Below are 23,590 nucleotides of genomic sequence, written 5' to 3'. Positions count from 1 at the left end.
TTTTCGAATTCTGGTCTGTTGCCGGTATCAGCTGTCGAGGAAGCTCCTCAGCTTGCGGCTCCGGCTCGGGTGCTTGAGCTTGCGCAGCGCCTTGGCTTCGATCTGGCGGATACGCTCGCGCGTCACCGAGAACTGCTGGCCGACTTCTTCCAGCGTGTGGTCGGTGTTCATGCCGATGCCGAAGCGCATGCGCAGCACCCGCTCCTCGCGCGGCGTCAGCGAGGCGAGCACCCGCGTGGTGGTCTCGCGCAGATTGGCCTGGATCGCCGCATCGATCGGCAGGATCGCCATCTTGTCCTCGATGAAATCGCCCAGATGCGAATCCTCTTCGTCACCCACAGGGGTTTCGAGCGAGATCGGCTCCTTGGCGATCTTCAACACCTTGCGCACTTTTTCGAGCGGCATTGCGAGCTTTTCTGCCAGTTCCTCCGGCGTCGGCTCGCGGCCGATTTCATGCAGCATCTGGCGCGACGTGCGCACGATCTTGTTGATCGTTTCGATCATGTGCACCGGGATGCGGATGGTGCGCGCCTGGTCGGCAATCGAACGCGTGATCGCCTGCCGGATCCACCATGTCGCATAGGTCGAGAACTTGTAGCCGCGGCGGTATTCGAATTTGTCGACCGCCTTCATCAAGCCGATATTGCCTTCCTGGATCAGGTCGAGGAACTGCAGGCCGCGATTGGTATATTTCTTGGCGATGGAGATGACGAGGCGCAGATTGGCCTCGACCATTTCCTTCTTGGCGATAGCGGCTTCGCGCTCGCCCTTCTGCACCTGGTTGACGATCTTGCGGAATTCCAGGATCGAGATCGCCGTCTCGGTGGCGAGGTTCTGGATTTCCGAACGCAGATCCTTGATCGCGTCCTTCTCGTTCTTGGTGAATTCCTTCCAGCCGCGCGAGGTCAGGTTGCCGATCGAGCGCGTCCAGTTCGGGTCGAGCTCGGAACCCTGATATTCCTTGAGGAACTCCTCGCGGCGCACGCCATAGCTTTCGGCCAGGCGCAGCAGCTTGCCTTCGTTCTGCACCAGCCTCTTGTTGATGTCGTAAAGCTGCTCGACCAGCGCCTCGATGCGCGCCGTGTTGAGCGACAGCGACTTCACCGCCTTGATCAGCTGGTCCTTCAGCTCCTTCAGGCGGCGGTCCTGGCTTGGCGACAGCGTGCCGGTCGCGGCAAGACGGTTCTCGACCTGCTGGTCCTGCAGCTTGCGCAGCTTCTTGTAGGTGTCGGCGATGACGTCGAGCGTCTCCATCACCTGCGGGCGCAGTTCCGCTTCCATCGCCGCCAGCGACAGGCTCGCCTCGTCCTCGTCTTCCTCGTCGTCATCGACTAGGCCGCGCGTGTCGGCGCCGACATTGGTGATGTCGTCTTCCTCGTCGCGTCCACGCCTCGGCTTGTCCTCGGCCTTGGGCGCCTCCTCGATGCGCTCGACCACCGGCGCCTGCTTGGCTTCGGGGCCGGCATAGGTGGCTTCGAGGTCGATGATCTCGCGCAGCAGGATCTTGGATTCGTTGAGCTCGTCACGCCAGATGATGATGGCCTGGAAGGTCAGCGGGCTTTCGCAGAGGCCCGCAATCATCGTCTCGCGGCCGGCCTCGATGCGCTTGGCGATCGCGATTTCGCCCTCGCGCGACAGGAGCTCGACCGAGCCCATCTCGCGCAGATACATGCGCACCGGGTCATCGGTGCGGTCGGTCGGCTCTTTCTTGGTGGTCGTGGCGGCGACGGCGGTGCCGGTCTGCTCGGCCAGCTCGTTGGCGTCTTCCTCGGCGTCGGCATTGCTGTCGGCGGCCTCGGGCTCCTCGCTCTGATCGTCGTCCTCGACCACGTTGATGCCCATGTCGGACAGCATCGCATTGATGTCTTCGATGCGGTCCGGATCGGTCTCTTCCGACGGCAGCACCGCGTTCAGCTCGTCGAGAGTCACATAGCCGCGCTTCTTTGCGGCCTTGATCATCTTCTTGACAGCATCATCGGAAAGGTCGAGCAGAGGCCCATCGGTGGCGCCTTCACGTTCGGTCTCGACCTCTTCCTTTTCCTTTGTCGCCATAGTCTTTATCTTCTCCTAGCGGCCGAGCATCGAAGCCGCGTAGCTGCCGCACCGGTCAAACTACATGCGCTGGTGGCGCTTAACCGGGCCGGTAACCGAATCAACTCTTTTGTTTGTTCATATCGTGCCCCCAAAACCGGTTTTCACTTTTGGGCGATATGCATTAAGTCCAGATTAACCCTGATATCTGTGGCAGGCTGACAGCCTGTCCAGTGATCAGCACCTCGCGTCATTGCATTTCCATCGACGCCGGCGCGGGTTAAGGTTTCGAATCGTCCTGATTCCGTCATTCTGCCAGAAGGTCAAGCGCCTCTCGCATGATTCGCATCAAAAAAGCGAATCAATTACCCGACTTAGAGGCGTCGATTCGACGCGCAGCACGTACATCATCCATTCTTGCGCAGGTTTCGACCTACACGCGCCCACCCCTGCCCGAGGACACACCGAAGCCTTCGATCAGCGCTTCCGTTGCTTGTACATCACAGAATTGCGCCTGAATCTCGATGAGGTGCCGGTAGTTTTCGTCAGTGGGATCGCTGGCGAGCGCTGCTTCCGCCTGTTTCAGCTCCTTATGTAAGGTGCGCGCGCTGCGCTGCAAGTGCAGCGCCTGGCTGAAGGCGTCGCGGGCATCGTCAAGCGCTGCGGTTTCCAGCGCGGGCCATTGCCTGGCCCGTTGGATGAGCGCCACGGCGCGCCCCCAGATATCGCTGCAGCCGGCACGTTCGATGGTGGCGATCACCGCGCTACGGTCATTGGCCATGTCGTGCGCCATCGCATCGAGGATGGCGGCGTGCAGCCGCTGCAGATCGGTGTTGGCGAGATCGAGGAACTCGACATGGGCGAAGTTCTCGTCGATCAGCGCCGGATGGTTGACGAGGGCTACGATGATCGTCGCCTCGCGCACCGACATCATCTCGCCACCGCGTTTGACCATGGCGGAGCGGCCGAGGCTTTCGGTGATCGCGGCGCGCGCGCCTGCCCCGCTGCCTTTGGCGAACTGTCCGCCGGGTGCGGGCGTTTTGCCCTGCCCCGGTTTCCAGTCCTGGCGACCTTGCCGCACTTCGCGCTGGGCGCTGAAGAAGGTCAGCTCCCGCTCGCGCATCCACTGCTGGTAGTGGTAGCGCTGGCTCTCATCGCGGATGCGGCTGGTCAGTTCGCGCAGCGTCTTTGTCAGCCCCGCCCGCCGCTCCGGCGTGTCGAAGACGCCACCGGATGTCTCACGCATCCACAACAAATCAGCGAGAGGCCGCGCTTCCGCCAGCACGGCACGAAACGCGTCCGGCCCTTCTGCCTTGACCAGATCGTCGGGATCCTTGCCCTCCGGCAACAGCGCAAAGCGCACCGACCGCCCGGCCTGCACCGACGGCAGCGCGAGATCCGCGGCGCGCCACGCCGCCTTCAGCCCGGCCTGGTCGCCGTCGAAGCACAGCATCGGCTCAGGCGCCATGCGCCACAGAAGTTCGAGTTGGTTTTCGGTGAGCGCGGTGCCGAGCGGCGCCACGGCATTCTCGAAGCCGGCCTGCGCCAGCGCAATCACGTCCATATAGCCTTCGACGGCAATCACCGTGCCGCCTTTCGCCAGCGCTTTGCGGGCGCGGGCGAAATTGTAGAGCACGTTGCCCTTGTGGAAGAGCTCCGTGTCGGGCGAATTCATGTATTTGGCCAGCGCATCGGGCGCCAGTGCGCGGCCGCCAAAGGCGATGATCTTCCCGCGCGAATCCGGGATCGGGAACATGATGCGATCGCGGAACCAGTCATAGGAGACCGGGATGTCGTCGCCATGACGCACCAGCCCGCAGGCCTCGATGTCGGCCTTGGGCACACCCTTGGCGGCAAGATGTTCCTTCAGCGCATTGCGGCTGTCGGGCGCAAAGCCCAGCCGGAACGATTGCTGCGTCGCCGGCGTCAGCCCGCGATCCCTGAGATAGGCGCGGGCTTTTGCACCCTCCGGTCCTTGCAGCCGCTCCTGGAAGAAGGCAGTCGCCATCTCCATGACGTCGGTCAGACTGGCGCGTTCCTTCTCACGCTGTTCTTCCCGCTCGTCGCGCACCGGCATCGGCACGCCGGCCATGTCGGCGATCTTCTCGACCGCTTCGGGAAAGCTTAATCCGTCGAGCTCGGTCAGGAACTTGAAATGATCGCCCGACACCGAACAGCCGAAACAGTGATAGCGGCCCTTCTTGTCCTCGCAGTGGAAGGAGGGGCTCTTTTCGCCGTGGAACGGACAACAGGCCCAATAGTCGCCGCGCGAGGCGTTGGTCTTCTTCCTGTCCCATGCGACGCGCTGGCCGATGACCGATGAAATCGGCACACGGTCGCGTATCTCATCGAGAAAGGCGGGCGGAAAGCGCATTGGGGAACTCGTTTGTCCCTCATATAATCATGCTCGCGGAATCCGACGACCCTTATTGCGGACCATACCCGGTTTCCACAGCCCAAAAGCCCGGTTTCTACAGCCAAAAGAAAGGCGGCCGTTTCGGGCCGCCTCCTTTCAAGTCTCTGCATTGCGCCGGCGAGGCCGGGCTTAATGCGCGGCAATGGCGCCGAAGATGATGCCGGACAGGACGCTGACCAGCACATAGTCGTTGCCGACGCGGATCCATTCCTGGCCGCGGCCGGGGCGATGCAGGCCATAGCGGCCATAATCGCGGATCGGCTGGTGCCGCTTCCAGCTGGAATATTTCTGGCCATTGCGCCAATGGCTGCGCTTGACGACCACCGTCTTCTTCACGACGCGCTTCCTGACATCGACATGCTTGCCGGGCCTCTGCCAGTCGACCCGCGTGTAATTCGACTGCGGTGCGACCGGTGCGTTCACCGGTGCGGCCTGGCCGGTAAGCGAAGTGGCGGCCAGCATCGAGAAAGCGAGGGCGGAAAGAACAACACGTTTCATAGCGGGGCTCCTTGGTTGTCGATGCCTAGGGAATAGCGCCCGAAGGATGAACCGAAACTGAACACTAGCATTACATTTACGTAATGAAATCCTGTGCTTATCCTGGATATTTGAACATCATCGCAAAGGCGATTGCCGGGAGTCCGGCAAACCGGGACGATCCGCTGCCATCACCAGGGATCCGCCATGCAACCATTTGCGCATCCGTCCATTTTCCGACACGCCCTGTCGCGCCGCGACGGCTCTTGAAATCGACAAGATTTTATTACCCGGCTAAAATATTCCGGATATTGTTCAAGACTGTCATGACCATGATTCGCAGCCCCGTTTCCCTCCCTGCACTGCGCGCCCTCCGCGTCGCGGTCCCTGTCTGCGTGCGGGTTTCGAAATGAGCGGCTCCGTCGTCCTGCTGCATCTGGCGGGCGCGGTGGCGCTGATGTTGTTTGCCACCCGCATGGTCAAGACAGGCGTCGAGCGCGCCTATGGCGACGTGCTGCGTCACCGGCTGCGCTCCACCATGCGCAATCCGATCATGGCGGTTTTGGCCGGCTGCGGCCTGTCCATCGCGCTGCAGAGCTCGACCGCCGTCACGCTTCTCGTCGGCTCCTTCGCCGGCGCCGGCATCGTCTCGGGCATGTCGGGCCAATTGGCTGTGCGCGGCGCCGAGATCGGCTCGGCGCTGGTGGTCAAGCTCTTGACCTTCGATCTGACTCTGCTGGTGCCGATCTGCCTCGTCGCCGGCACGGTCATGTTCATGGCCACCGAGCGGCGCGACTGGCGCCAGTTCGGCCGCATCCTGGTCGGCATCGGCCTTTTGGTACTGTCGCTGGAGATGATCGGCCAGGCCTCGGAGCCGCTGCGCCAGAGCACGCTGATGCCGCTCATCATCGAATATTTCTCCAGCGACTACGTCACCGCCTATCTGCTCGCCGCGCTCGTTACCTGGCTCTTCCACTCCTCAATCGCCGCCGTGCTTTTGATGGTCACGCTGGCCGGGCGCGGCTTCATCCCGCCCGAACTCGGCATCGTGCTGGTGCTCGGCGTCAATCTCGGCTCGTCGATCATCGCGCCGCTGCTCACCCGAAGTGCCGAACCTGGCGTGCGCGTCGTGCCGATCGGCAATCTGTTGATGCGCGGCATGGGCTCGCTGGTGATGCTGATCCTGTTCATGACGCTGAAGCCACCGGTCGCCTTCCTCGGCGCCACCGTGCCCGACCAGATCGTCAACGCCCACATACTGTTCAATGTGCTGATCCTGCTCGCCGGCCTGCCGCTTGCCAGCCTGATCTATCGTGCTTCCGAGAAGATCGTCGCAATGGGCACCAAGCCGGCGCCGGCTACAGAGCTCGATGTGGTCGAACTCTCCGCCCTCAACGACGGCGCGCTCGACGTTCCGAGCCAGGCGCTGGCCAACGCCACCCGCGAGGTGGTGCGCGTCTGCGAGACGGTCGAGATCATGCTCAAGCGTATCATCGAGCTGTATGAAAGCGCCGACGGCGACAAGATCAAGGCGCTGGCCGCCCTTGACGACCGCGTCGACAGGAAGCACGCGGCGATCAAGCTCTATCTGGCCAAATTGACCAGGAACTCGCTCACAGAGGACGAGGCGCTGCGCTGCCAGGAGCTGATAGGCGCCTGCGTCAAGCTTGAGCAGGTCGGCGACATCATCGTGCGCAACATGCTGGTGCATGTGAAGAAGAAGTTCGAGCGCGGGCTGGAGTTCACGCCCGAGGGCTGGAGCGAGCTGCTCGCCTTTCACACCTCGGTGCTGGCCAATGCCAGGCTTGCCTTCAACGTGCTGGTGTCGCGCGACCCTGAGACTGCCCGCCAGCTGGTGCTGGAAAAGGACCGGCTGCGCGACCGCGAAAAGGAAACCAGCGCCAGCCATTTCGTGCGCCTGCGCGACGGCACCGCCAAGAGCGTCGAGACCAGCTCCATCCACCTCGACACCATCCGCGACCTGAAGCAGATCAACTCGCTGCTGGCGTCGATGGCCTACCCGGTGCTGGAAGAGCGCGGCCTGCTCGGCGGCTCCAGGTTGAAGGCGAGCTGATCAAGAAAACCTAAACCGGCCGCAAAAATTTCTGCATTGCCGGCAAGCGCCATCCATGATTTGAGGCCAACTCGTTCAAGGATCGCTTCCGCGCCATGCTTCCGCTCATTGCCCTGTTCATCGCCGCCTTCGCTTTCGGCACCACCGAATTCGTCATTGCCGGCGTGCTGCCGCAAGTGGCCGACGGCCTTGGCGTTTCGATCCCGACCTCCGGCTATCTCGTCTCAGGCTATGCCGGCGGCATCGCGGTTGGCGGGCCATTGCTGGCGCTCGCCACCAAGGGCATTCCCCGCAAGACGCTGCTGCTTTGCCTGACCGTCGCCTTCACCATCGGCCAGGCCGCTTGCGCGCTGGCGCCCGATTTTGCCTCGATGCTGCTCTTGCGCATTGCGGTCGCCGTCGCACACGGCGCCTATTTCGGCGTCGCCATGGTGGTGGCTGTCGGCCTCGTGCCCGAGGACAAGCGCGGCATGGCCGTGGCTGTGATCCTCTCCGGCCTCACCGTATCCAATGTCATCGGCGTCCCGGCCGGCACCGCAATCGGCAATCTCTGGGGCTGGCGCGCCACCTTCTGGGTGATGTGCGCGCTTGGCGTGGTAGCCTTTGCCGCCATGGCTGCGCTTTTGCCGCGCACGACAGGCGCATCAAGGCCATCCGCCAGTCTTGGCAGCGAGGTTCGCGTGCTGGCGCGCCAGCAAGTCTGGACCTCGCTGATCCTGATGCTGATGTTGATGATCGGCCAGTTCGGCCTGTTCACCTACATCACCCCGACCCTGCTTGAGGTGACCCATCTCGACGAGGGCCTGATCCCCTGGGTGCTGCTGCTCAACGGCGTCGGCGCCACCGTCGGTGTGTTTCTCGGCGGCAAGCTTTCCGACTGGAAGCTGATGCCGTCGCTGATCACAATGCTTGCGCTGCAAGCGGTGATGTTGGGCGTGATCTATGCCGTCAGCCCCTACCCCGTGCCGATGGTCATCGCCATCGTTATCTGGGGTGGCCTCAACTTCGCCATAGGCACGCCGATCCAGACCCGCATCCTGGCCTGGACGGCGGACGCCTCCAACCTCGCCTCCTCGCTCATCCCCTCCGGCTTCAATGTCGGCATCGCGCTCGCCGCGTCGCTGGGCGCTGCCATGCTCAATGCCGGCTACGGCTATCGCAGCCTGCCGGTTGTGGGCGCTGCCGCCATGCTGGTGGCGGTGGTGGTGGCACTTGCCTCCTACATCTGGGAGGGGCGCAGCCGGGCAGCGCCGCCGCTGCCAGCAGCGGCCGAATAGCATCGGACTACAAATCGATCCGGAACAACAAACTCTCGGCGCCGCCATACGCGGCGTCCTTGATGAACGGACCGACCACACGGCCGCCATTGGCCAGCACCACCTTCTGCGAGGCCGGATTGTCGAGGTCGGTGGTGAGCTCGACATATGGCAAACCAACAGCCCTCGCCTCGTCCAGCATCAGCCGCAGCGCCTCGGTCGCATAGCCTCGTCCGCGCTTCCACGGCACCACGGCATAGCCGATATGGCCGAGCACATGCGACGGCAGTGCGGCCGTACCCGGCTGCCAGCGAAAGCCGATCGAGCCGGCGGCCTCGCCGTCCCAGATCCAGCGCCGGAAGCCCGGCAGCCGCGGCACGGTCGTGCCGTCCGGCAAGGTAATCGGGCCTCCTTTGGCCTCGGGATCGTCGAGGCTGGCAAGGAACGCCGCGGGATCCTCGTCGATCGCCGCAAGTTGCTCGCGCGTCGCTTCCATCAGCCGGACATTGTCCGGCGACCAGCCACGCTCGAGCGCCGCCTTGTAGGAGGGCAGATGTTCGAGCGTGGGTTTGACGATTTCGATCATGGTGGGTCTCTCCGGCAGGTCAACGCTTGCTCGCTTAAGCCGGTGCGGACCGTTTCTTGCCCAGAGGTAATGCCCCTGCTCTCCTTCGCCATTGAAGCGGTGTCGGCTCCTACTGCAGCAGGCCCTTGACGATGCCGCTGGCCTTGCCGAAATCCATCTGGCCGGCATATTTCGCCTTCAGCGCGGCAATCACCTTGCCCATGTCCTTCTGGCTCGCCGCACCAGTCGCTGCGATCGCTTCGCGCGCGGCCGCGGTGACGGCAGCGTCGTCCAGCTGCGTCGGCAGGAAGCCGCGGATGATCTCCATCTCGCCACGCTCCTGCGCCGCCAGTTCCGGGCGCTTGCCGTCCTCGAACGCCTTGGCCGATTCCTCGCGCTGCTTCACCATCTTGGCCAGGATCTGCAGGATCTCCTCGTCGCTGGCGGGGTCCTTGGCCGAGCCGCGATTGGCGATGTCGCGGTCGTGAATGGCGGCCTGGATCAGCCTGAGCGTCGGCAGGCGGTGCTTGTCCTGCGCCTTCATCGCGCTTTTCAGGGATTCGGCGATTTTTGCGCGCATGATGCTTTCTCCTTCGAACGGCGCGGACAATAACCGCGGCCCATCCGCAAATCAAACGCGCCAAAGCTCTGATATCATTCGCTGAAACAAATGCTCGCCGTTTTGGCACGGCATCATTGACCGCTCTGGCGCCTTCCCCTATGTACTCGGCCTTGCATAAGACAAAGAATTGATGCGCGCAGGCTCGAGAGATCGGCCGCGCCGTTTGCTGCGCAGATGGCCCGCCATCGAAGCGCGCAGCGTGACAGGAGCGTCGCCATGGCCGAGATGACCCCCGAACTGACCCCGCCTTGGGCAACCGAAAAGCCGACCGCCGTCCTGGTGCTGGCCGACGGCACCGTCATCGAGGGTCGCGGCCTCGGCGCCACCGGTTCCGCCGTTGCCGAAGTCTGCTTCAACACCGCGCTCACCGGCTACCAGGAAATTCTCACCGACCCGTCCTATGCCGGCCAGATCGTCACCTTCACCTTCCCGCATATCGGCAACATCGGCACCAATGACGAAGACATCGAGGACTTGAACCCGGTCGCCCGTGCCGGCGCCGTTGGCGCGGTGTTCAAGGCCGATGTCACCAACCCGTCCAACTACCGCGCCGACACCGGGCTGGACCAGTGGCTGAAGAAGCGCGGCATCGTCGCGCTGTCGGGCATCGACACCCGGGCGCTGACCGCGCTGATCCGCGAAAAGGGCATGCCCAATGCCGTCATTGCGCACGCGCCCGACGGCATCTTCGACCTCGACGATTTGAAGCGGCGGGCCGCCGCCTGGTCGGGCCTGATCGGGCTTGACCTCGCCAAGGAAGTCACCTCCGGCCAGTCCTCGGTCTGGCGTGGAACGCCCTGGGTGTGGAACGAAGGCTTTGGCGAACAGGCCGAGCCGTCGATGCACGTCGTCGCCATCGACTACGGCGTCAAGCGTAACATCCTTCGCCTGCTTTCCGGCCTCGGCGCCAAGGTCACCGTGGTTCCGGCCGGTACCGGTTCGGAAGAAATCCTGGCCATGCAGCCCGACGGCATCTTCCTCTCCAACGGCCCCGGCGACCCGGAAGCCACCGGCGAATACGCGGTGCCGGTCATCCAGGACCTGCTCAAGACCGATATTCCGGTGTTCGGCATCTGCCTCGGCCACCAGATGCTGGCCCTGGCGCTGGGCGGCAAGACCGCCAAGATGCACCAGGGCCATCACGGCGCCAACCACCCCGTCAAGGATCATACCACCGGCAAGGTCGAGATCGTCTCGATGAACCACGGCTTTGCCGTCGATGCCGACTCCTTGCCCGAGGGCGTCGAGGAAACCCATGTCTCGCTGTTCGATGGCTCGAACTGCGGCATCGCGCTGACCGGACGTCCGGTGTTCTCGGTCCAGCACCACCCCGAGGCCTCGCCCGGCCCGCAGGACTCGCACTATCTGTTCCGCCGCTTCGTCAACCTGATCCGCGAAAAGCGCGGCGAGGAACTGCTGGCCGAACGGGCCTGAGCCCTCTGTGTAGCAGCGATAATATCGCTTAGCCTCGAGCGATAAATCTGCGGTATTGCGCGAGTGAAGACGATCATCCTCTCGGTGTCGGCAGCTCGCGATCTCGACAACCTGCCGGCCGATGTCCGCGAGCAGGTCTCTGAGGGTTTGAACACTTATGCCATCAGCGGGCGTGGGGATGTAGAACGTCTTGCCGGCCGAGACGGTTACAGACTTCGGATCGGTTGCTACCGCGTTATATTGATGAAGATCGCACGACAATCCTCGCGATCTACATCGGCAAGCGCGAAACGACGACCTACAGCCGGCCATAGGACAGCACATCATGAACGCTCCGCAAATCATAAGGACTTCAACCGGGGAAGAACTGGTCGTCATCCCGAAGGCTGACTACGAGGCATTGCTGCATGCCGCCGAAGAAGCCAGAGAAGACGCTGCGGATGTGGCGATCTACGATGAGCGGAAGGCCGAGTTCAAAACGGAAAAGCCTCTGCCCGCCGAGGTGACCATGGATATTTTGCGAGGTTCCAGCCGGGCTCAAGGCGCTGCGCAACTGGCGCAAGCTGACGCAGGGCGAGTTCGCTGATGCCATCGGTGTCAGCCAGGGCTTCCTGTCGGACCTTGAATCCAATCGCCGCAAGCCATCGGCGCAAACCAGCACCATGCTGTCGAAGGCATTGGACGTGCCCAGCGAATGGATCGAAGCCTAGTATCTAACCTTACGCCACCGGCCGGCCTTCGCTGGCCTCCAGTATGGCAAACCATTGCTGGCGGTCGAGGTCGATCTCCAGCGCCTTGACCATGACGGCCAGCCGCTCGGGCTTCATCGTGCCGAGCACCGGCGCCAGCCGCGCCGGATGACGCAGCAGCCAGGCGATGGCGACGGCGGCGAGATCGCCGGCGCCGATCTCGGCAGCCACCGCCGCGATTGCCGCCCTGACCCGCGCCTCGCGCCCTTCCTTGCCGGTGAACAGCAAGCCGCCGCCGAGCGGCGACCAGATCATCGGCGCATAGCCGAGGCGTTGCGCGTGATCGAGGCTGCCATCCACCAGCGCATTGGTTTTCAGCACCGACATCTCGATCTGGTTGGTGGCCAAGGCAAACGGCAGCCGCGAAGCCAGAAGGTCGAACTGCGACGGCGTGAAATTGGAGACCCCGACCGCTCTCACCTTGCCCGACTTGACCAGCCCGGCAAGGGCCGCCGCCGTCTCGTCGGCATCCATCAGCGGATCCGGTCGGTGCAGCAGCAACAGGTCGAGATAGTCGGTGCCGAGATTGGCGAGCGAACGGTCGACCGAGGCGGCAATGTGGGCCGCACTGGTGTCGTAATGCTTCAGCCGGTTCTGAGGCCGGTTGGCCGATGCCAGAATGATGTCGCATTTCGAGATCAGCTCGATGCTGTCGCGCTTGCCCTTCCAGCGCGACAAGCCGGCGCCAAAGGCAGCTTCCACCTGGTAATGCCCGTAAATATCGGCGTGGTCGAAGCTGGTCAGGCCGAGATCGACCGCAGTGCCGATCAGCCGCGCGATCTGGTCGGCGTCCGGGCGCGCGGCGTTGTCGAGCAGGCGCCAGGCGCCGAACACCAGCCGCGACAGCGACACTCCGTCCTTGGTTAGCTCTATGCGGCTGTCATGGCTCATATCTGGGCTCCATCTTCCGCAGCGCCGGTGGCAACGCTTCTCACCGCCGTCGGCCTCGCAACTTTCGTCACAAAGACAATGACGGCAAGCGTCAGGAAGCACGCGCCAACCAGATAGGGGGCGCCGCCGAACACTACGGGCGCATTCGGTCCGGTGAACCAGGAAAAGATCGCGGTGTAGAGCAGCGGCGTGATGATCGAGGTGATCGAGAAGATCGACGTCATCGCACCCTGCAATTCGCCTTGCGCCGATGGCGGCACCTTGGCGGCGGCAAGGCTTCTCAGCGGCGGATCGGCCAGTGCTTCGAGGCAGCCGACGACGATCACCGCATAGATCATCCAGCCTTGCGAGGCGAAGGCGTAGCCGAAGGCGCTGGCCGCAGTAAATGTCAGGCCGATCACCGCCGTCCTCCATTCGCCAAGTTTGGGGATCACGCGCGGCAGCACCGTCGCCATGACGATCGCCCCACACAGGCCGAAGGCGCCGAGCGAGAAGCCGATCTGCTGCTCGCTCCAGCCATAACGATAATTGGACACGAACGACCACACCGCAGGATACATCATGTGGCCGAGCGTCATCAGGAAGAAGGCGAGCCCGATCCAGCCGATGCCCTGATATTGGCGCATCTGCAGCAGCGTGCCGACCGGGTTGGCGCGTTTCCACTCTAAGCGGCGGCGGTGCTTTTCATCGAGCGTTTCAGGCAGGAAGAACATGGCGATGAGGAAGTTCACGAAGGCAAGCCCGGCGGCAAAGTAAAACGGCACTCGCGGCCCGAACGTGCCGAGCAGCCCGCCCAGCACCGGCCCAATGACGAAGCCGACGCCGAAGGCGATGCCGAGCAGACCGAAATTCTTCGCCCGGTTGTCGTCGTTCGAGATGTCGGCAATGAAGGCCGACGTCGTCGAATAGCTGGCGCCCGAAACGCCGGCCAGCACGCGGCCGATGAACAGCATCGGATAGGACCAGGCGATGGCGCAGATCAGATTGTCGATCGAGAATGTAAGCACCGAGGCAAGCAGGATCGGCCGCCGCCCGAAGCGGTCGCTCAACCCGCCCATGATTGGCGCGAAGAAGAACTGCATCGCCGCATAGACGAAGAACAGCCAGCCGCCTTCGATCGCCGCTTCGCTGATGCCGACGCCGGAAAGCTCCCTGAGAAAGGCCGGCAACACCGGCATGATCATGCCGAAGCCGATAATGTCGAGCAGCAGCGTGGTGAAGACGAGCGCAAGGCCCCGCCTGGCGGTTTTGGGGTCGATCATGATGGCGTCTGCTCCCTGAGACCGCCCTTGGGCGGGCGCCCGTTATAGGCGAGGCGCCACTTTGGAACAATAGGAGAACGCCTCAGGCGTTCTCCTCCTGACATCTGTTGCCGGTGGTGAATCGGCCCGCCGACGGATGCGCTTTGAACCGCGGTCGGCTGGAACTTGCGAGCGCCTCAAACCGGACCGGTCAGCGTGTTGCAATCCGACAGCTTGCCGCTCTTGTAGCCGCGCGCCAGCCAGGTCTGCCTTTGCTGCGACGTCCCGTGGTTGAAGCTTTCCGGAACGACATAGCCCTGCATCTTCTTCTGCAGCGTATCGTCGCCGATCTGCTTGGCGGCGTTGAGCGCCTCTTCGATGTCGCCCTGTTCCAGAATGCCCTTCTGCGCGGTGAAATGCGCCCAAACGCCGGCGAAGCAGTCGGCCTGCAGCTCGATGCGCACCGACATCTGGTTGGCTTCCGCCTCACCCATCGACTGCCGCATCTGGTTGAACTTGGGCAGGATGCCGGTGAGGTTCTGCACATGGTGACCGACTTCATGGGCGATCACATATGCCTGGGCGAAATCCCCCGAGGCGCCGAACTGCTGGTCGAGCTGCTGGAAGAAGGTGGTGTCGAGGTAGACCTTGTGGTCGCCGGGACAATAGAACGGTCCGGCTGCCGTCGAGGCGGAGCCGCAGGCCGAGCGGATCTGGCCGCTGAACAGCACAAGCTTCGGGTCCTCGTATTTCAGGCCCTGCGACTGGAAGATGCCGGTCCAGGTCTCTTCGGTCTCGGCCAGCACGGTCGCCACGAACTGCTTCATCTCGTCGGAAGCAGGCGTGCCGGCGCCGTCGTCCTGGCCGCCGCTGTTGTCGGTAATCTGGCCACCGCCACCCGGCAGCACGCCGCCGCCGTCGCCGCTGCCCAGGATCTGCGACGGGTCGAAGCCGAAATACCATCCGGCCAGCACCACGAGGACGACCAGCAATATGCTGCCGCCGCCGCCGGTGCGGCCGCCGATCGGGATGCGGAACTGGCCAGGGCTGCCGCCGCCGAAACCACCACCGCCGCCGCTGTCGCTGCGCTCGTCCTCGACATTGTCACTCTGACGGCGGCCCTTCCAGAGCATGGCAACTCCCCGTATGCAAATTTCGGCTGGCGTGGCCGATGTCGTGGCCCAGTCCGACCCAACAGACAATTATCGCAATGGTTGCGCCAAGTCACAGTATTTTTCGTGGCGGCGGCATCGTGTTCGCACTCTGGTCGAGGCGGCATGCGCGCTGTAGCATCCGGTTCGAACGGGGGTGTCGGGGACTTGCGGACGATCGGTCGATTTCTGCTGCTGGCGGTGGTGCTATGCCTCGGCCCGTCGCCGGCGCGCGCCGTGACGCTCGATTCCAGCGTCGCCGTAACCGATCCCGAGACATTGCAGGCGCTTGAGCGTGGCGGCCTCTCGATCAGCCGCCTGCTCGGCCCGGCGCTGGGTCTCACGCGCGAGGTCGACAATCGGGGCCTGTTTTCGGTGCGCGCGCTGACCCCTGTGCGCAACGCCGTCAAGCAGGAGATCGCCGACGAGCCTGCCAATAGCCCCGATCCTTACGTCGCGGCCATGGCCAAGTCGAAGGACACCAGCCAGAAATTCAACCCGAAATACATCGACGATGACGGCTCGACGCTCGACCTGACCGGCGTCGTCAACCGCATGGACCGCGGCTATCTCGGCCACACCGAATGCGGCGAGATCAGGCTGATCTACCGCTTCCACTATTCGGTGGCGGAGAAGCCCACGAAGGGAAAGACAGCGCAACGCATCTCGTCGCGGCTGCCGCTGACCATGGGTCTGGTCTTCAACGCCAGGCCCGGCGAGGCTCGCCCCCGCGCTTCGAGAGACCGTCCAAGCGCCACCGCCGTTTCCTGTGCCGAAATCGCCAAGCGCTGGCTCGCCGCCGGCCAGAAGAACCTTGCGCCCGAGCAACTGGCAGCCTGGCTGCGCTCCGACGAAGGGCCGCTCTCCAACGCCATGCTGAATTCGTCGCAGATCATGCGGCTTGAGCTGAACATGCAGGTTCTCCGGCTGTCGGCCTCGAGCCGCCGCGACTTCGGTGGCCACGCCGAATATCTCCTCAAGATTTTCAAATGGGACCCAACGACGTCCACCTTCCAGGAATCGAAGATGGAGAACCAGATCGACCGGAAAGTGGTTCTGGCCGACCGGCCGGCCTTCGCCAAATGGCTGCTCACCGACCGCAACCTCTACGACCTCGATCGCGGCCGGTTGGTCATCGACGACAAGTTCCTGGCGACCAGCGCCGTCTCGGTCGCACCCGGCGGCATGGCCAGGTCGCAAAACAATATCGCCTATGGGCTGCTCGACGATGCCGACATCGACAAGGCACTGCAGGACTATGTCGCCAAGGGCAACGAGCTGCGCAGCGTGAAATCGGTGGCCGGCTTCAATCTGCGTCTCAACGAAATGACCTGCACCGGCTGCCACCAGACGCACGGCATTGCCGGCTTCCATTACACCGGCGCCGATCCGGCCAGCGAGCCGCGCCGCAACGCCGTCTTCGTCCCCGGCTCGGCGGTGTTCTTCGCCGACCTGCCTCGCCGCCGCGCCATCGTCGAGGACTTCGCCGCCGGCGGCCATCCGGATTTCTCACGCGGCTTCGCCGCCCGTCCGGACGCCAAACTCGCCGAAGCGCTGAAAGGCACCGATCTCTACAATGGCTGGGGCTCGATCTGCTACAGCGGCGATGACGCCAGCTTCAAGGACTGGAGCTGCGGCGAAAGCCTGCGCTGCGCCGGCGTCCATGAAAGCGACATCCATCCGGGCTTCGGCACCTGCGTCAGCGAGGCGGCCACCGCAGTCGGCGACCCCGTCGAGTTCGGCGAGATCAAGATGTCGAGCTGGGGCAGCGACAAATATTGCCGCCTGTCGCCGGCCACCGCAAAAGCCTGCGCCATCGATCCGGCGCGCGACAAGAAACCGGTGATCAAGCTCGCCGGCTATGGCGCGGCGCGCCAACGCTATGACTACCCAGGGCAGAAGACCGGTGGCTTTCCCGGGGGCATGCTGCGCAAGGCAAGCTGCGACAAGCTTCCCGACGAGGCGACTTGCGGCCGCCTGGCCAAGACCGGTTTCAACGACTGCATCGCGTCGGGCAAGGATCACAAATTCTGCACCAGGGAATTCACCAAGACCGCCGGCCTGCGCGCCTGCGACAAGGCGCATCCCTGCCGCGAGGACTATATCTGCACCGCCGGCTACGACGATCTGGCCGCAGCCAAGCCTGGCAAGGGCTCCTGCATTCCGCCCTATTTCATCTTCCAGTTCCGCGTCGACGGCCATCCGCGCAGTTGGGTGCAGGACACCGAGGAATGAGCGGCAGGTTGCCGCTTGCGAACAGAACTCAGATCTTCTGCTTGGTGCCGGCGCTTTTGCCGTCCGAGCTTTTGGAGCGTTCCTCGAAACGCGCGGCGCCCTTTTTCAGCGCATGGCCGGTTTCGACCTCGGTCTTGCGTTCGTCCTTTGCCGCTGCCTGCCTCAAACCCTCGGCCGCCTGCTTGCCCTTCGCGGTCGGTGCCTGTTCGACGCCCATGTTTTCCTCCTTGGCGCGCAACAATCACGCGCAACGTCAGGAGCAACGAGCCTGACGTGCGGAGGTTCCAGTGGTGCGGCCCCGGCACCCCTCAGCCCGGCGCGATCATCGCCTTGCGAAAGGCTTCCAGCGTCTCGGCGCTGACATGATGCTCGATGCCCTCGGCATCGATGCGCGCCGTCTCGGCGCTGACACCGAGCGAACGCAAAAACGCTTCTACCGTCTGGTGGCGGATGCGGCTCTCTTCCGCCACCTTGCGCCCGGCGTCGGTCAGGAACACACCGCGATAGGGTTTTCTGGAAACGAGCCCGTCGGCGCACAGCCTGGTCAGCATCTTGGCCACCGTCGGCTGGGCGACACCCAGCCGCGCAGCAATATCGACCTGACGCGCCTCATTGCCGTCCTCGATCAGGTCGGCGATCAGCTCGACATAATCCTCGACCAGCGCGCCGCGGCGCGCTTCGCGCTGCTGCCGGAACCCTTTCGAATGAATCTCGGCGTCAGGCAGCGGCTCCTCGCGTCCAACCGGTCTGTGCTTCAGCGCCAACACGCGCTCCTTCCTATCTTTTGACAAGAATCGGCTTTGGGCAAAGCAATCGCCCTTTGCCATTCATAGCACGGGCTTAACTGTTCCAGCCGTTTATTTCCATTCCATGGCAGGCGCAACCGGCGTTTGCGATCCCCTGCCGGCCTGCCGGTCGGCGCAACAGGAAGCACATACAATGAAATATAGCCTATTGCATAATGTTGAGCCCTGGCATAGATAGGATGACGTCAACCGATCCACCCAGTGGAAAGCCCTCCATGTCCGAAGCTGACGCTACCTTGGGATCATCCTGGCGATTTGACAGGCCGGAGGACAATCCTCCCAGCCTGCGCGAGGTGAACTCCACGATCGCGGTGCCGCAGTCCGGCGTCTGGTTCCGTCGCCTGTTCGCCTTCATGGGACCGGGCTACATGGTCTCGGTCGGCTATATGGATCCGGGCAACTGGGCCACCGACCTCGCCGGCGGCGCCCAGTTCGGCTACACGCTATTGTTCATCATCATGCTGTCCAACCTGATGGCGATCCTGCTGCAGGCGCTTGCCGCCCGGCTTGGCATCGCCACCGGCCGCGACCTCGCCCAGGCCTGCCGCGCCTATTATCCGCGTCCCGTCAGTTTCGTGCTGTGGATCGCCTGCGAACTCGCCATCATCGCCTGCGACCTCGCCGAGGTGATCGGCACGGCGATCGCGCTGCAGCTTCTGTTCGGCATTCCGCTGATCGGCGGCGCGTTGCTGACGGCGCTCGACGCCTTCATCGTGCTGCTCTTGATGAACAAGGGTTTCCGCTATCTCGAAGCCTTCGTCATCGCGCTTCTGATCATCATCTTCGGCTGTTTCGCCATCCAGATCTTTGCCGCTGCCCCTCCGGTCGGCTCGATCCTGCATTCGATGTTCGTGCCGTCGACGGAGATCGTCACCAATCCGGCGATGCTCTACATCGCCATCGGCATCATCGGCGCCACGGTGATGCCGCACAATCTCTACCTGCACTCCTCGATCGTACAGACACGCGCCTATGAACGGACCGAAAAAGGCAAGCGCGACGCCATTAAATGGGCGACGACGGACTCGACCATCGCGCTCGTCCTGGCGCTGTTCGTCAACGCCTCGATCCTGATCGTCTCGGCGGTGGCCTTCCATGGCACCGGCCATCAGGATGTCGCCGAGATCGGCCAAGCCTTCGAGCTCTTGTCGCCACTGCTCGGCCTCGGCATCGCCTCCATCCTGTTTGCGGTGGCGCTGCTGGCCTCCGGCCTCAACTCGACCGTTACGGCAACGCTTGCCGGCCAGATCGTCATGGAAGGCTTTTTGCGCCTGCGCATTCCGCAATGGGCGCGCCGGCTGCTGACGCGCGGCATCGCCATCGTCCCGGTGGTGGTCGTCACCGCGCTCTATGGCGAAAAGGGCACCGGCCAGTTGCTGGTCTTCAGCCAGGTGGTACTGTCGATGCAGCTGCCCTTCGCAGTCATCCCGCTGGTGCAGTTCGTCTCCGACAAGAAGAAGATGGGCAACCTTGCCATTCCCCGCGGCGTGGCGGTCCTCGCCTGGGTCGTCGCGGCGGTCATCCTGGTGCTCAACTTCAAGCTGCTCTACGACACCGTCTTCGGCGTCGGCTGAGTTTCTTCTTGAGCAGTTCGCCGTTTCGCCGAAACGGCGAACTGCTCAATCTCTTGTTTTGACGCAATTCCGGGCGGAAAGCCGCCTCACACTTTTCCTGGAATTGCTCAAGACGGCGACAAACCGGCGGCTTGCGCTATCTTACCGGCCATCATGACAAGTGTCGAAGACGCCAGGAAATTTTACGCGCAGCTGATGGCGGCCAATGCCGGCTCGGCCGATCCGCGCCTCGAAGAGGCGTTCGCCACCGTTCCGCGCGAGGCCTTTCTCGGTCCCGGACCCTGGGCGGTAGTCGCCGGCAGGGCGCTCACCACCGGCAACGGCAAGATCATGACGCCGAGCGCCGATCCTGTTCACATCTATCAGGACGTGCTGGTGGCGCTCGATGCCGACAAGGGCATCAACAATGGCGAACCCTCCCTGCACGCCATGTGGATAGGCAGGATCGCCCCCAGACTGGACGAGGCCGTCACCCATATCGGCGCCGGCACAGGCTACTACACCGCCTTGCTGGCGCGGCTGGTTGCGCCCGGCCCGGTGACCGCCTTCGAAATAGAGGCAGATCTTGCTGCCAGAGCAACAAAGAATCTCGAAACCTACGGCAATGTAGGCGTCGTCCACGGCGATGCCGTCACCGGCGATCTGCCGCCGTCCGACATCATCTATGTCAATGCCGGTGTCGTCGCACCGCCGGCTGCCTGGCTGCGGGCGCTGAAACCCGGTGGCCGCATGATCTTTCCCTGGCGTCCGTCCCAGGGCGTCGGCCTGGCCGTGATGGTAACCCGCAACGACAAGGGCTTTGCCTGCGACCCCTTCATGCGCTCGTGGTTCATCCCCTGCGTCGGCGCCTCGGCGGCCGGTTCGGCGGCCAAAATCCCCGACCTCCAGAAGGCGGCGCGCAGCCGTTCGATCTGGCTGACATCAGACAGGGCGCCGGACCGGACCGCCACCGCCATCATCGGCGACGTCTGGTTTTCGTCGCAGGCGCTTGGCGGCGGGCGACGGCGGTAGGTACCCTTGTCGGCCGGCAGCGTTTTTTTGCCAACGCCTGTCGGGCGGCCGCCGGCCTGTCCGTCCTTAGATCGAAATCCGGCCCTGACGGCGCGGATCCTGGAAAAGGAAAATCCAATGCGAAAGATCATCGCTTCCACCTTCGTCAGCCTCGACGGCGTCATGCAGGCGCCAGGCGGCCCGGAAGAAGACCCGGTTGGCGGCTTCGAATTCGGCGGCTGGACGTTCCACTACTTCGACGAGGTGGCGGGGGTGGCCATAGAGGAATTGTTCTCCAAACCCTTCGCCCTGCTGCTCGGCCGCAGAACCTACGACATCTTCGCCGCTTACTGGCCGTATCAGAAAGATGCCATCGGAGATGCCTTCAACCCTGCGACTAAATGTGTGGCGACGCATCGGCCGGATTCGCTCACCTGGGAAAATACGCAATGGCTTGGAGAAGATATCGTCGCGGCGTTGCGCCGCCTCAAGAAGGAAGATGGGCCTGACCTGCTCATCCAGGGTTCGAGCGAGCTGATCCAGACTTTGCTCGCCAACGGGCTGATCGACGAGATCCGGTTGATGATCTTCCCGCTGCTGCTGGGCAAGGGCAAGCGGCTGTTCGTTGGTGGTGCGATGCCCGCCGCTTTCAAGCTGGTCAAGTCGCAGGCCACTACCACAGGCGTCATCATGGCGACCTACGAACGCGGGGGTGAGGTCAAGGTCGGGTCGTTCGCTACGCAGAAGCCGTCAGAGGCCGAGCTCGAGCGGCGTAAGAACTGGAAGTAACAGGGACAGGCTTGGCACCTTTCCTCTCCCCCGATCGACGGGGGAGAGGAAATGCTGTCCGAACCGGATAGATAGGTAACAGAATGGACCGATAGCATGGGTGACAGTTTTCTTGTCCGCCGGAGGACCGGCGATGGTTTGGCGAGAGACTGGCATCATGGACGAGCGGCTACGGTTTGTTGTGGAGTGTCTTTCTGGGGATGAGACGATGGTTGCGCTTTGTGCGGCCTACGGGATCTCACGCAAGAACGGCTACAAATGGCTAGGACGCTATCGGACGTTTGGGCCTGAGGGTTTGCACGACCTGCCGCGAGCCCCGCTCAATCATGGTCGGGCGACAGCTCAGGATCTGGTTGAGCGGATTGTGGCGGCCAAGGAGCTGCATCCGCTTTGGGGTCCAAAGAAGATCGTCGCACGGCTCCCGAGTTCATGTGGCCTTCAGCCTCGACGGTCGGCGCGATCCTTGCGCGGCATGGGCTTGTCCGCGCCCGCAAGCGACCCCGCCTGCGGGCCTGCGGCAATGGACCCTGGCCACAGCCGCAAGAACCGAACGCGGTGTGGACTGGCGATCACAAGGGCTGGTTCCGGACCCGCGACGGCTGGCGTTGCGAACCCTTGACGGTGATGGATGCGTCGAGCCGCTATCTTCTGGCGCTCGAAGCGACGGGGTCGACGGCCGATAGCGAAGCCTGGCCGGTGTTCGAACGGCTGTTTGAAGAGCATGGCCTGCCGGATCGCTTCAGAAGCGACAATGGCCCGCCCTTCGCATCGGCCGGCGTCACCGGGCTGACGCCGCTTGTCGTGCGCTTCATCAAGCTCGGCATCACCTTGGAGCGGATCGCACCCGGCAGGCCACAGCAGAACGGACGTCACGAGCGCTTTCACCTGACCATGCTGCCGATGGCCGAGGCACCGGAAGCCGACCGAACGGCACAGGGCCAGGCCTTCGAGACCTTCCGCCACAGCTACAATGAGGAACGTCCCCATGAGGCGCTGGGCATGGATACGCCCGCCCAGCACTACCGGTCCTCACAGCGCGCCATGCCCAGGACACCACCCGAGCCCGTCTATCCGGCCGAGGCCTCGGTCCGCCGCGTGCGCCACAATGGCGAGATCCGATGGAATGGCGGCTTCATATATGTCTCGCAAGCGCTGGCGGGCGAACCGGTCGCTGCGTTGGAGACCGAAGACGGACAATGGACACTCTCATTCCATGCCCACCCGCTCGGCATCATCGACACACGGCACATGAAGCTTGTCCGCCGCAGCGCCGCGCCAACCAATCCGCTTGGCGCTGCGGCGGACGCATAGGGGGAGAGAAGTGTCACCTATGTATCCGGTTCAAAGTGTTACCCATCTATCGGCTGGACAATGCAAGTTCTGTCAAGCCGCCACAGCCCGCCGTGCCAACCCACCCCGGATATACCGCGCGAACTCCTGCGCTGCCGGCGCCGTGCCGTACTTCGGCAAATGCAGATTGATGGAAAAATTCGGCAGCGGCGGCAGCCCGGCATCAAAAGCCAGGATGTCAAGATCGGCAGGCACGGTGGAGGCCAGCCAGGCGGTGACGGCAAGGTCGGAGCGCACTGTCGCGGTCGTGGCGTCGATGTTGCCGTTCTCGAACACGGTGCGCCATTCCAGCCCGTGCTCGTTCAGCGCCGACAGCACCACCGGGCGGAAGGCGCAGGTGTCGGCGACGATCGACACCGGCAGCGGCCGCTTGGCGCGGGCGACGCCGCCCTTGGCCCCCACCCAGACCAGCCGGTCAATGGCCAGGCACTCACCGGCCGACGGGCCGACCCGTTCCTCGATGACGGCAAGGTCGATGGTGCCGGCCGCGAGGGCCGCGGCAAGGTCCGGCGAAGCCGCACAGAGCAGTGAAATCTCGACCTGCGGATAGGTCTCGGCATAGGCCTTCAGCACCGGCGCCAGCAAAGTGCCGACAAGGTCATAGGGAACACCGAGCCGCACCTGGCCGGCGACCTCGGTGCCCGCCATCTCGGCCCAGATCTCGTCATTGAGGCCAAGCAACCGTTTGCCCTTGCCGAACAGCCGCTCGCCGGGCCGCGTCAGCCGCAAGCCACGCCGGTCGCGCTCGAACAGGCTGCAGCCGAGCGCTTCTTCCAGCCGCTTGATCTGCTGGCTTACGGCGCCTTGCGTCAGATGCAGCGCGTTCGCCGCCGCCGTCATGCTGGCCTTGTCGGCGACAGTGACGAAGGTGCGGATCAGCGCTGTGTCGAGGTTGCGGATCATGGATGGCATTATATCTGCTAATGCCAACCATCGCAA

General features: G+C 63.5%; 20 protein-coding genes and 1 pseudogene. 10 read left to right on the top strand and 11 right to left on the bottom strand.

The window, feature by feature from the left end:
* Window positions 1-27: 27 nt before the first annotated feature.
* The 3 genes from rpoD to ACYG9R_RS19040 all read right to left on the bottom strand — a co-directional run bounded on the left by rpoD (window position 28) and on the right by ACYG9R_RS19040 (window position 4,945).
* Complete coding sequence (gene rpoD / locus ACYG9R_RS19050) at window positions 28-2,052, bottom strand: RNA polymerase sigma factor RpoD (protein WP_023672446.1); 2,025 nt, start codon at window positions 2,050-2,052, stop codon at window positions 28-30.
* A gap of 412 nt (window positions 2,053-2,464) precedes the next feature.
* Window positions 2,465-4,405: a DNA primase gene (gene dnaG / locus ACYG9R_RS19045; RefSeq protein WP_023825079.1), complete on the bottom strand. Its 1,941-nt coding sequence runs from the start codon at window positions 4,403-4,405 to the stop codon at window positions 2,465-2,467.
* A gap of 171 nt (window positions 4,406-4,576) precedes the next feature.
* Complete coding sequence (locus ACYG9R_RS19040; RefSeq protein WP_023672444.1) at window positions 4,577-4,945, bottom strand: RcnB family protein; 369 nt, start codon at window positions 4,943-4,945, stop codon at window positions 4,577-4,579.
* Window positions 4,946-5,333: 388 nt separating this feature from the next.
* Between ACYG9R_RS19040 and ACYG9R_RS19035 the strand changes: the two genes are divergently transcribed.
* Window positions 5,334-6,998, top strand: coding sequence for a Na/Pi cotransporter family protein (locus tag ACYG9R_RS19035; protein ID WP_023672443.1), 1,665 nt, complete (start codon window positions 5,334-5,336; stop codon window positions 6,996-6,998).
* A 95-nt stretch (window positions 6,999-7,093) separates the two neighbouring features.
* A complete protein-coding gene (locus ACYG9R_RS19030; protein WP_023807278.1) occupies window positions 7,094-8,275 on the top strand; it encodes an MFS transporter in 1,182 nt (393 codons plus the stop codon).
* A gap of 7 nt (window positions 8,276-8,282) precedes the next feature.
* On the opposite strand, the gene ACYG9R_RS19025 is transcribed toward ACYG9R_RS19030, so the two are convergent.
* Window positions 8,283-8,840, bottom strand: coding sequence for a GNAT family N-acetyltransferase (locus ACYG9R_RS19025; protein WP_023672441.1), 558 nt, complete (start codon window positions 8,838-8,840; stop codon window positions 8,283-8,285).
* A gap of 109 nt (window positions 8,841-8,949) precedes the next feature.
* Window positions 8,950-9,399, bottom strand: a complete 450-nt coding sequence (locus ACYG9R_RS19020; RefSeq protein ID WP_032887220.1) for a GatB/YqeY domain-containing protein — start codon at window positions 9,397-9,399, stop codon at window positions 8,950-8,952.
* 258 nt (window positions 9,400-9,657) lie between these two features.
* Here ACYG9R_RS19020 and carA point away from each other — a divergent pair, with 258 nt between their 5' ends.
* From carA to ACYG9R_RS19005, 3 genes are all read left to right on the top strand, one after another.
* Entirely contained in the window at window positions 9,658-10,875 is a 1,218-nt protein-coding gene (gene carA, locus ACYG9R_RS19015; RefSeq protein WP_081726027.1) for a glutamine-hydrolyzing carbamoyl-phosphate synthase small subunit, read from the top strand.
* Window positions 10,876-11,200: 325 nt separating this feature from the next.
* Window positions 11,201-11,461, top strand: a complete 261-nt coding sequence (locus ACYG9R_RS19010) for a hypothetical protein (protein ID WP_245260143.1) — start codon at window positions 11,201-11,203, stop codon at window positions 11,459-11,461.
* The gene (locus ACYG9R_RS19005; RefSeq protein WP_348524580.1) at window positions 11,388-11,585 is read left to right on the top strand and encodes a helix-turn-helix domain-containing protein; all 198 of its coding nucleotides are present in this window, start codon (window positions 11,388-11,390) and stop codon (window positions 11,583-11,585) included. The genes ACYG9R_RS19010 and ACYG9R_RS19005 overlap by 74 nt, the downstream gene beginning before the upstream one ends.
* A 9-nt stretch (window positions 11,586-11,594) precedes the next feature.
* On the opposite strand, the gene ACYG9R_RS19000 is transcribed toward ACYG9R_RS19005, so the two are convergent.
* The 3 genes from ACYG9R_RS19000 to ypfJ all read right to left on the bottom strand — a co-directional run bounded on the left by ACYG9R_RS19000 (window position 11,595) and on the right by ypfJ (window position 14,889).
* Window positions 11,595-12,515, bottom strand: coding sequence for an aldo/keto reductase (locus tag ACYG9R_RS19000; RefSeq protein WP_023825080.1), 921 nt, complete (start codon window positions 12,513-12,515; stop codon window positions 11,595-11,597).
* The gene (locus tag ACYG9R_RS18995) at window positions 12,512-13,777 is read right to left on the bottom strand and encodes a TCR/Tet family MFS transporter (protein ID WP_023825081.1); all 1,266 of its coding nucleotides are present in this window, start codon (window positions 13,775-13,777) and stop codon (window positions 12,512-12,514) included. The genes ACYG9R_RS19000 and ACYG9R_RS18995 overlap by 4 nt, the downstream gene beginning before the upstream one ends.
* 176 nt (window positions 13,778-13,953) lie before the next feature.
* Window positions 13,954-14,889, bottom strand: a complete 936-nt coding sequence (ypfJ, locus tag ACYG9R_RS18990) for a KPN_02809 family neutral zinc metallopeptidase (protein ID WP_023672436.1) — start codon at window positions 14,887-14,889, stop codon at window positions 13,954-13,956.
* A gap of 186 nt (window positions 14,890-15,075) precedes the next feature.
* Here ypfJ and ACYG9R_RS18985 point away from each other — a divergent pair, with 186 nt between their 5' ends.
* Window positions 15,076-17,142: a hypothetical protein gene (locus ACYG9R_RS18985; RefSeq protein ID WP_031199921.1), complete on the top strand. Its 2,067-nt coding sequence runs from the start codon at window positions 15,076-15,078 to the stop codon at window positions 17,140-17,142.
* Between the two features lie 28 nt (window positions 17,143-17,170).
* On the opposite strand, the gene ACYG9R_RS18980 is transcribed toward ACYG9R_RS18985, so the two are convergent.
* Together ACYG9R_RS18980 and mntR are read right to left on the bottom strand one after the other, a co-directional pair.
* Window positions 17,171-17,359: a hypothetical protein gene (locus tag ACYG9R_RS18980; protein ID WP_023672434.1), complete on the bottom strand. Its 189-nt coding sequence runs from the start codon at window positions 17,357-17,359 to the stop codon at window positions 17,171-17,173.
* 91 nt (window positions 17,360-17,450) lie between these two features.
* Window positions 17,451-17,906: a manganese-binding transcriptional regulator MntR gene (gene mntR, locus ACYG9R_RS18975; protein ID WP_023740198.1), complete on the bottom strand. Its 456-nt coding sequence runs from the start codon at window positions 17,904-17,906 to the stop codon at window positions 17,451-17,453.
* A gap of 257 nt (window positions 17,907-18,163) precedes the next feature.
* On the opposite strand from mntR, the gene ACYG9R_RS18970 reads away from it, so the two are divergent.
* From ACYG9R_RS18970 to ACYG9R_RS18955, 4 genes and pseudogenes are all read left to right on the top strand, one after another.
* On the top strand, window positions 18,164-19,522 hold the full coding sequence (locus ACYG9R_RS18970; protein ID WP_023672432.1) for an Nramp family divalent metal transporter: 1,359 nt from the start codon (window positions 18,164-18,166) through the stop codon (window positions 19,520-19,522).
* Window positions 19,523-19,675: 153 nt separating this feature from the next.
* Entirely contained in the window at window positions 19,676-20,533 is an 858-nt protein-coding gene (locus ACYG9R_RS18965; protein ID WP_023825083.1) for a protein-L-isoaspartate O-methyltransferase family protein, read from the top strand.
* Between the two features lie 117 nt (window positions 20,534-20,650).
* On the top strand, window positions 20,651-21,301 hold the full coding sequence (locus ACYG9R_RS18960) for a dihydrofolate reductase family protein (protein WP_023825084.1): 651 nt from the start codon (window positions 20,651-20,653) through the stop codon (window positions 21,299-21,301).
* 133 nt (window positions 21,302-21,434) lie between these two features.
* A pseudogene (locus ACYG9R_RS18955) lies at window positions 21,435-22,612 on the top strand (integrase core domain-containing protein).
* A gap of 72 nt (window positions 22,613-22,684) precedes the next feature.
* Here the strand turns inward: ACYG9R_RS18955 and ACYG9R_RS18950 are convergent.
* Window positions 22,685-23,563 (bottom strand): LysR family transcriptional regulator, encoded by an 879-nt coding sequence (locus ACYG9R_RS18950; protein ID WP_444848984.1) that lies wholly within the window; start codon window positions 23,561-23,563, stop codon window positions 22,685-22,687.
* Between the last annotated feature and the right edge of the window lie 27 nt (window positions 23,564-23,590).

Source organism: Mesorhizobium sp. RSR565B, assembly GCF_054719465.1.
Note: the sequence above shows the minus strand (reverse complement) of the source record. Positions and strands in the feature narration are given on the sequence as shown.

Excerpts from the sequence above, each read along its gene's own strand:
- ACYG9R_RS18970 (WP_023672432.1), top strand. The coding sequence starts at position 18,164 with ATGTCCGAAGCTGACGCTACCTTGGGATCATCCTGGCGATTTGACAGG.
- ACYG9R_RS19030 (WP_023807278.1), top strand. The coding sequence starts at position 7,094 with ATGCTTCCGCTCATTGCCCTGTTCATCGCCGCCTTCGCTTTCGGCACC.
- ACYG9R_RS18995 (WP_023825081.1), bottom strand. The coding sequence starts at position 13,777 with ATGATCGACCCCAAAACCGCCAGGCGGGGCCTTGCGCTCGTCTTCACC.
- ypfJ (WP_023672436.1), bottom strand. The coding sequence starts at position 14,889 with ATGCTCTGGAAGGGCCGCCGTCAGAGTGACAATGTCGAGGACGAGCGC.
- ACYG9R_RS19010 (WP_245260143.1), top strand. The coding sequence starts at position 11,201 with ATGAACGCTCCGCAAATCATAAGGACTTCAACCGGGGAAGAACTGGTC.
- ACYG9R_RS18960 (WP_023825084.1), top strand. The coding sequence starts at position 20,651 with ATGCGAAAGATCATCGCTTCCACCTTCGTCAGCCTCGACGGCGTCATG.
- carA (WP_081726027.1), top strand. The coding sequence starts at position 9,658 with ATGGCCGAGATGACCCCCGAACTGACCCCGCCTTGGGCAACCGAAAAG.
- ACYG9R_RS18965 (WP_023825083.1), top strand. The coding sequence starts at position 19,676 with ATGACAAGTGTCGAAGACGCCAGGAAATTTTACGCGCAGCTGATGGCG.
- rpoD (WP_023672446.1), bottom strand. The coding sequence starts at position 2,052 with ATGGCGACAAAGGAAAAGGAAGAGGTCGAGACCGAACGTGAAGGCGCC.
- ACYG9R_RS19025 (WP_023672441.1), bottom strand. The coding sequence starts at position 8,840 with ATGATCGAAATCGTCAAACCCACGCTCGAACATCTGCCCTCCTACAAG.
- ACYG9R_RS18950 (WP_444848984.1), bottom strand. The coding sequence starts at position 23,563 with ATGCCATCCATGATCCGCAACCTCGACACAGCGCTGATCCGCACCTTC.
- ACYG9R_RS18980 (WP_023672434.1), bottom strand. The coding sequence starts at position 17,359 with ATGGGCGTCGAACAGGCACCGACCGCGAAGGGCAAGCAGGCGGCCGAG.
- ACYG9R_RS19000 (WP_023825080.1), bottom strand. The coding sequence starts at position 12,515 with ATGAGCCATGACAGCCGCATAGAGCTAACCAAGGACGGAGTGTCGCTG.
- ACYG9R_RS19035 (WP_023672443.1), top strand. The coding sequence starts at position 5,334 with ATGAGCGGCTCCGTCGTCCTGCTGCATCTGGCGGGCGCGGTGGCGCTG.
- ACYG9R_RS19020 (WP_032887220.1), bottom strand. The coding sequence starts at position 9,399 with ATGCGCGCAAAAATCGCCGAATCCCTGAAAAGCGCGATGAAGGCGCAG.
- ACYG9R_RS19040 (WP_023672444.1), bottom strand. The coding sequence starts at position 4,945 with ATGAAACGTGTTGTTCTTTCCGCCCTCGCTTTCTCGATGCTGGCCGCC.
- dnaG (WP_023825079.1), bottom strand. The coding sequence starts at position 4,405 with ATGCGCTTTCCGCCCGCCTTTCTCGATGAGATACGCGACCGTGTGCCG.